The organism is Streptomyces sp. NPDC058671 (genome assembly GCF_042716475.1).
Classification (GTDB): Bacteria; Actinomycetota; Actinomycetes; order Streptomycetales; family Streptomycetaceae; genus Streptomyces.
Map to the genome: position 1 here is coordinate 130,104 of NZ_JBHXSA010000021.1, position 6,036 is coordinate 136,139.

Here is a 6,036-nt window from a genome sequence, read left to right on the forward strand (position 1 = left end):
GGTGCATCGTCCACGGACCAGTAGGGTCGCCGGGTGCCGCAGATTCCAGAGAAGATCCACGAACTCACCGTCGGTCAGCTCTCCGCCCGCAGCGGGGCCGCCGTCTCCGCCCTCCACTTCTACGAGGCGAAGGGGCTCATCAGCAGCCGCCGCACCAGCGGCAACCAGCGCCGTTACGGCCGCGACACCCTGCGCAGGGTCGCCTTCGTCCGCGCCGCACAGCGGGTCGGGATCCCGCTGGCCACCATCCGCGAGGCGCTCGCGCAGCTCCCCGAGGAGCGGACCCCCACGAACGACGACTGGGCGAGGCTCTCGGCCGCCTGGCGCACCGAACTCGACGAGCGCATCAGACAGCTCGGCCGGCTCCGCGACCACCTGACGGACTGCATCGGCTGCGGCTGCCTCTCGCTGGAGACCTGCGTCCTGTCCAACCCGGACGACATCGTCGGCGAACGGATGGTGGGCTCCCGCCTGCTGCCGGTCCGCCGACCCGGCACGGACGGCACGCCCGCCCCCTGAGAGCGGACTCCGCCGACGGGGCGTCACGGCCGGGGGTGACCCGGCGGGCCGACACCCGCCGGGCGCCGCCGGTGGAGGCGCGGGGAGCGTCTCGCGCCCCCCGCCGCTCACGCGGCCGGCGCCAGCGACCGGGGGCGCTCCCCGCGGGCGCGTGCCAGCGCCCCCGAGGTCAGCACCGCACGCGGTACGCCCACCCCGCAGTCCCCGCAGACCGGTCCTGGCGCCGGTGCGAACGTGTCGCCAGGGCCGGCCCATTCGATGTGCGGCCCGGCGCACACCGGGCACCCCTCGCCGGGTCCGCGCTCCAGAGCCGTGATCAGCCGCCGCAGCACCTCCGGCAGCGGGTCCGACGGATGCACCGCGGGATCGCCGCACCGGACCACGCCGTTGCCGCCCCAGACCCGCCGGTGCCAGTCGTCGAGCGCCCCGGGCCGGCGCAGGCCCTCGTGCTTCTCCCGCCGCCGTCGGGCGGCGAACCTCTCCTCGTACGCGAGCCACAGGGCCCGCGCCTCCTCCAGCTCGTCGAGCGCGGCGACCAGCCGCCCGGGGTCGAGTTCCCGGTCCTCGGGGCCGAACCTGTGCCGGCGGCACAGGTGGTCCCACGTCGCCCGGTGCCCGTACGGCGCGAACCGCTCCAGGCACTTGCGCAGCGAGTACCTGCGCAGCGCCGTGTCGCACCCCGGATCGCGCACCTGTCTCGCGAGACTCCGGAAACCGGCCATCTCCCGCCACCTCCGTCGCTGGTCCTTCCGTGGTATCAGAGGGACGAACGAGCGCCCCGTCGTGTTCCATCGGAATACGGATGGCATCCGTCAATGGCGCGGAAGAGGCCCTTGTGACCCCGCCCCGCCCAGGCGTCCGCCGAGGCCGGGCAGGCCTCTGACCAGCCCCTGACGGCCCTTCCGAAGCCGGCACGCCCGCGCGTGGCCGTGGCCGGAGTTCGGCCGGGACCGGTGACGCCCCGGTCAGCGCAGCCGTGCCGCCGTGATCCGGGGGAAGTGGATGAGGAGGTCGTAGGCCGTGGCGAGGCGGACCGGAGCGACGGCGCCGGGCCAGGGGTAAGCGGTCCCGATGAGGCGGCTCGGCCGGTGGCTGCCCAGCCAGGCCCGCGCCGCCGGTGTGGTGCGCCGGAGGTCCAGGTAGAAGGCGTCGGGCGCGACCCGGTCGAGGGTGTGGGCGTTGCTGTCGGGGCCGAGCGTGCCGACGGTGAAGGGCCGCAGCGGCTCGCCCGGGGCCTCGGTGTCGTGGGCGTTGAAGGAGCCCTGTCCGAAGGAGGCCCCGACGCTCACGTAGTCCCGCCCGAGGGCGTCCCGGAGGAACGCGCCCTGGAGCCGGGGGTACTGGTCCGGCTTCGTGGTCTCGTACCCCACGTGCCCGTTGTGCGCGGAGAGCAGGATCCGGTCGCCGGTCCGCCGCTGCCACCACACGGTGTTCTCGGCCATGACCCGGTCCCGGTAGAGCATCGCCGCGGCGACCCCCGCGTCCGTCAGGATGTCGTGCGCGTACTCCGTGCCGACCTGGGCGATGGCCCGAGCGTGCTGGACGGCCCACGCTGCGGCCTCACGCGCGCGTGCGTCCTTCCCGGGGCTCTGGCGCTCCAGGAGGGCGAAGGCGGTGTTCACCTCGTCGGCCATCCGTCGCCGTTCGGCCCGCGGCCTGGTCATGTACCCCTTCATCCACGCCTCCACCCCGCCCGTGGGGCGCGAGGCCCGGTACAGCTCCTGGAAGCGGGGGAGGAGCGCCGGGTGGACGCGGGCCACGTACGAGGTGACCTCGTCGAAGACGTTCCCGCCGGCGTAGCCGAGGTCGTTGCCCATGAAGCGGACCCGGTGCCCGGGGTGGAGCTGGTTGTGCCGCCGCATCCAGTGGAAGAGGTCGAGGTACTCCTCGGTGTTCCAGAGTCGGTACGACTCCTGGAACTCGTCCCGCATGATCTTCCGGATGTCACCGCGGCCGGTGGTCACCCACTCGTCGACGAGCAGTCCGGTGGACCAGCTTGTCTCCAGCGCGAAGGTGGTGAAGCCCCTTCGTTCCACGAGGTGTTCGAAGATCCGGTGCTTGGTGGTGAAGAACTCGGCCGAACTGTGGGTGGCCTCGCCGATCCCGACCACCTTGGCCGAGCCGATCATCCGGTCGAGCGGGCGCAGGTCGGTCAAGGGCTGGGCGGTACGGGCGAGTTCGCGCGCGGGGTCCGGCGTGGCCGGGTCGGTGGTGGCGCCGGCGGCGGGCGCCAGGGTGCCGAGGCAGGCGGCGAGCAGGAGTCCGACGAGGGGCAGCCGGCGGCGTAAGGAGAGGTTCATGGGGCCAGCGTGGTCGGCGGGACGCCCAGGGGACATCCCGCCCGCACCCCGGTCGAGCGGGGGGACACCCCCCGCAGGCTCTCCACCCGCCCCCCGGCCCCCTCGCCTCGGGCGACCGGAGAGCCCCCGCCCGGTCGCGCTCCGCCTCAGTGGCAGAACAGGCACTCCTCTCAGCGGTAGAGCAGGTACTCCTCCCGCACCGCCCGGAAGGCCGCCAGGTCCGCCTGCCACGCCCCCACGGTCTCGTCGACGCCCGCGCCGGCGTCGATCAGCGTCCGCACCCGGGTCGAACCGGTCAGCTTGTCGATCCAGTGGTCCGCCCGCCAGGCGAAGCCGGACCACGAGCTCCGGGCGGTGACCAGGAGCCCGATCCCGGTCCGTACCGGGTCGAAGGAGTCCCGGTCGTGGACGTGCAGCTGCACCCCGCCCACCGTCCTGCCCTGGAACTTGGAGAACGTCGGCGCGAAGTACGCCTCCCGGAACCGGACCCCGGGCAGCCCCAGCGCGTTCGCCGCCTCCGCCCACCGGCGGTCGATCCCCTCGGCGCCGAGGAGTTCGAACGGGCGGGTGGTACCCCGCCCCTCGGACAGGTTGGTCCCCTCGAAGAGGCAGGTGCCGGAGTAGACGAGCGCGGTCTCCGGCGTCGGCATGTTCGGGCTCGGTGGCACCCAGGGCAGCCCGGTCGCGTCGAAGAACGCCGTGCGCCGCCACCCCGACATCCGGACCGTCTCCAGGGCGACGGGCGAGCTCAGGAACTCGCCGTTGAACAGCCGGGCCAGCTCGGCCACCGTCATGCCGTGCGCCTGCGCGATCGGCTCGCGTCCGACGAACGTGGCGAACGCCCGGTCCAGGACCGGGCCGAGCGCCGCCCGCCCGGTCACCGGGTTCGGCCGGTCCAGGACCACGAACCGCTTCCCGGCGAGCGCGGCGGCCACCATGCAGTCGTACAGCGTCCAGATGTAGGTGTAGAAGCGGGCGCCGACGTCCTGGATGTCGAAGACGACCGCGTCCACCCCGGAGGCGGTGAAGACGTCGGCGAGCGGCTGTCCGCTCTTCAGGTACGTGTCGTAGACGGGCAGTCCGGTCGCCGGGTCGTCGTACCGGCCCTCGGAGCCACCCGCCTGGGCCGTGCCGCGGAAGCCGTGCTCGGGTCCGAAGACGGCGACCAGGTCCACCCGCTCGTCGGCGTGCATCGCGTCCACGATGTGCCGCGCGTCCCGGGTGACGCCGGTCGGATTGGTGACGACGCCGACCCGCTCGCCGGCGAGGAGGGCGTACCCGTCGGCCGCCAGCCGCTCGAATCCGGTCCGTACCCGCGGCCGGCCCGACTCCTCCCCGGCCGCCGGCGCGGGGGGCGCGGTGGCCGCCACCACCCCCAGCGCGCCTCCGGCGGCCAGCAGACTCCGTCGCGACAGGTTCATGCGGAAACCTCCTCGATGGCCGGCCCCGGCGGGGCGCGTGACATGGGCACGCACGCTAACGCTCACGGCGCCCCCGGGGAACGAGGCGTGCGGGACCCGTCAGCTCCGGCCCCTCCGTCCCCCCCCCGCCCGGTCTCTTCCCTCCCGACATACCGACCGGTTAGTCTGCCGGTCGACAGGTCAGGGACGTCATCGCGGAGAGGTGGACCACGCCATGGGTGCGGGTACGAGCGGGAGCACGGGCGCGAGTGTCGTCCGGGGCGCAGGAGTCGTCGTCACGGGAGCGGGCGGAGGCATCGGCGCCGCCCTCGCCCGCCGGTTCGCCGCCGAGGGAGCCCGGGTCGTCGTCAACGACCTCGACCCCGACCGCACCAAGGCCGTCGCCGAGGAGATCGGCGCCCTCGCCGTCCCCGGGGACGCCTCCGCCGTCGTCGACGAGGCCCGCGAGGCCCTCGGCGGCACCGTCGACATCTGGTGCGCCAACGCCGGACTCTCCTCGCCCGGCGACGCCTTCGCCGACGAGGACGTGTGGGCCGCCGCCTGGGACGTCAACGTCATGGCCCACGTCCGCGCCGCCCGCGCCCTCCTCCCGGAGTGGCTGGAGCGCGGCAGCGGCCGGTTCGTCTCCACCGTCTCCGCCGCCGGACTGCTCACCATGATCGGAGCCGCGCCCTACAGCGTCTCCAAGCACGGCGCGTACGCCTTCGCCGAATGGCTCTCCCTCACGTACCGGCACCGCGGCCTCACGGTGCACGCCATCTGCCCCCAGGGCGTCCGTACGGACATGCTCGCCTCCGCCGGAACGGCCGGCGAGCTCGTCCTGGCCCCCACCGCCATCGAGCCCGAGGCCGTCGCCGACGCCCTGCTCGACGCCGTGGCGGCCGACCGCTTCCTCGTCCTGCCGCACCCCGAGGTCGCCGGTTACTACCGCAACCGGGCCACCGACCCCGAGCGCTGGCTGGGCACGATGAACCACCTCCAGCAGGCCTGGGAGACGGGCCCCCGATAGCCCCCGGACGGGCACCCGTCGGCGCCGGCCCCCGGCGGATGGGAAGATCTACCGGCGGGAACACGTTCCCCATGACCGAAAACGATCACCACGGAAGGCGGCGGAGCATGGCCAGGACGACGGACGGGAGCGGTACCCCCGTCCCCCAGAGGCTCCTCGCCGCCGCCACCCGGCTCTTCGCGGAGCAGGGTTACGACCGCACCTCCGTCCAGGAGATCGTCGAGGCCGCCGGGGTCACCAAGGGCGCCCTCTACCACTACTTCGGCTCCAAGGAGGATCTCCTCCAGGAGGTCTACTCCCGCGTCCTGCGCCTCCAGCAGGAGCGCCTCGACGCGTTCGCCGACGCCGACGCGCCCGTCGAGGACCGGCTGCGCGACGCCGCGGCCGACGTCGTCGTGACCACCATCGAGAACCTCGACGACGCCGCCATCTTCTTCCGCTCCATGCACCACCTGAGCCCCGAGAAGAACAAGCAGGTCCGATCCGAGCGGCGCCGCTACCACGAACGGTTCCGCGCCCTGATCGAGGAGGGCCAGCAGGCCGGGGTGTTCTCCGCCGCGACCCCCGCCGACCTGGTGGTCGACTACCATTTCGGCTCGGTGCACCACCTCTCCACCTGGTACCGCCCGGACGGCCCGCTCACGCCCGAACAGGTCGCCGGCCACCTCGCGGACCTCCTGCTCCGGGCGCTCCGCCCGTAGCGGCCGTACGGGAGAGGGGCCCCCAACCCCCCCGGCGTGGGGCCCCCCACCCCGCAGACAAAACAGAAAAGTAAAACACCGCCCCC

Annotated in this window: 6 protein-coding genes; 3 read left to right on the forward strand and 3 right to left on the reverse strand. The window is 73.8% G+C overall.

Annotated features, from left to right (window positions below; genetic code table 11):
• Window positions 1-33 precede the first annotated feature (33 nt).
• Window positions 34-519, forward strand: a complete 486-nt coding sequence (soxR, locus tag ACFWV2_RS25070; RefSeq protein ID WP_384407870.1) for a redox-sensitive transcriptional activator SoxR — start codon at window positions 34-36, stop codon at window positions 517-519.
• 107 nt (window positions 520-626) lie between these two features.
• Here soxR and ACFWV2_RS25075 read toward each other — a convergent pair whose 3' ends face one another.
• The 3 genes from ACFWV2_RS25075 to ACFWV2_RS25085 all read right to left on the reverse strand — a co-directional run bounded on the left by ACFWV2_RS25075 (window position 627) and on the right by ACFWV2_RS25085 (window position 4,240).
• Window positions 627-1,241: a hypothetical protein gene (locus ACFWV2_RS25075; protein ID WP_384407872.1), complete on the reverse strand. Its 615-nt coding sequence runs from the start codon at window positions 1,239-1,241 to the stop codon at window positions 627-629.
• Between the two features lie 243 nt (window positions 1,242-1,484).
• Complete coding sequence (locus ACFWV2_RS25080) at window positions 1,485-2,819, reverse strand: erythromycin esterase family protein (protein WP_384407874.1); 1,335 nt, start codon at window positions 2,817-2,819, stop codon at window positions 1,485-1,487.
• Between the two features lie 170 nt (window positions 2,820-2,989).
• Window positions 2,990-4,240 carry an exo-beta-N-acetylmuramidase NamZ domain-containing protein gene (locus ACFWV2_RS25085; RefSeq protein ID WP_384407876.1) on the reverse strand — a complete coding sequence of 417 codons (1,251 nt, stop codon included), beginning with the start codon at window positions 4,238-4,240 and terminating at the stop codon, window positions 2,990-2,992.
• A 214-nt stretch (window positions 4,241-4,454) separates the two neighbouring features.
• On the opposite strand from ACFWV2_RS25085, the gene ACFWV2_RS25090 reads away from it, so the two are divergent.
• On the forward strand, window positions 4,455-5,249 hold the full coding sequence (locus tag ACFWV2_RS25090) for an SDR family oxidoreductase (RefSeq protein WP_384407878.1): 795 nt from the start codon (window positions 4,455-4,457) through the stop codon (window positions 5,247-5,249).
• Window positions 5,250-5,356: 107 nt separating this feature from the next.
• Window positions 5,357-5,950 carry a TetR/AcrR family transcriptional regulator gene (locus tag ACFWV2_RS25095; RefSeq protein WP_250763908.1) on the forward strand — a complete coding sequence of 198 codons (594 nt, stop codon included), beginning with the start codon at window positions 5,357-5,359 and terminating at the stop codon, window positions 5,948-5,950.
• The last annotated feature ends 86 nt before the right edge of the window (window positions 5,951-6,036 follow it).

Excerpts from the sequence above, each read along its gene's own strand:
- ACFWV2_RS25095 (WP_250763908.1), top strand. The coding sequence starts at position 5,357 with ATGGCCAGGACGACGGACGGGAGCGGTACCCCCGTCCCCCAGAGGCTC.
- ACFWV2_RS25085 (WP_384407876.1), bottom strand. The coding sequence starts at position 4,240 with ATGAACCTGTCGCGACGGAGTCTGCTGGCCGCCGGAGGCGCGCTGGGG.
- ACFWV2_RS25090 (WP_384407878.1), top strand. The coding sequence starts at position 4,455 with ATGGGTGCGGGTACGAGCGGGAGCACGGGCGCGAGTGTCGTCCGGGGC.
- ACFWV2_RS25080 (WP_384407874.1), bottom strand. The coding sequence starts at position 2,819 with ATGAACCTCTCCTTACGCCGCCGGCTGCCCCTCGTCGGACTCCTGCTC.
- ACFWV2_RS25075 (WP_384407872.1), bottom strand. The coding sequence starts at position 1,241 with ATGGCCGGTTTCCGGAGTCTCGCGAGACAGGTGCGCGATCCGGGGTGC.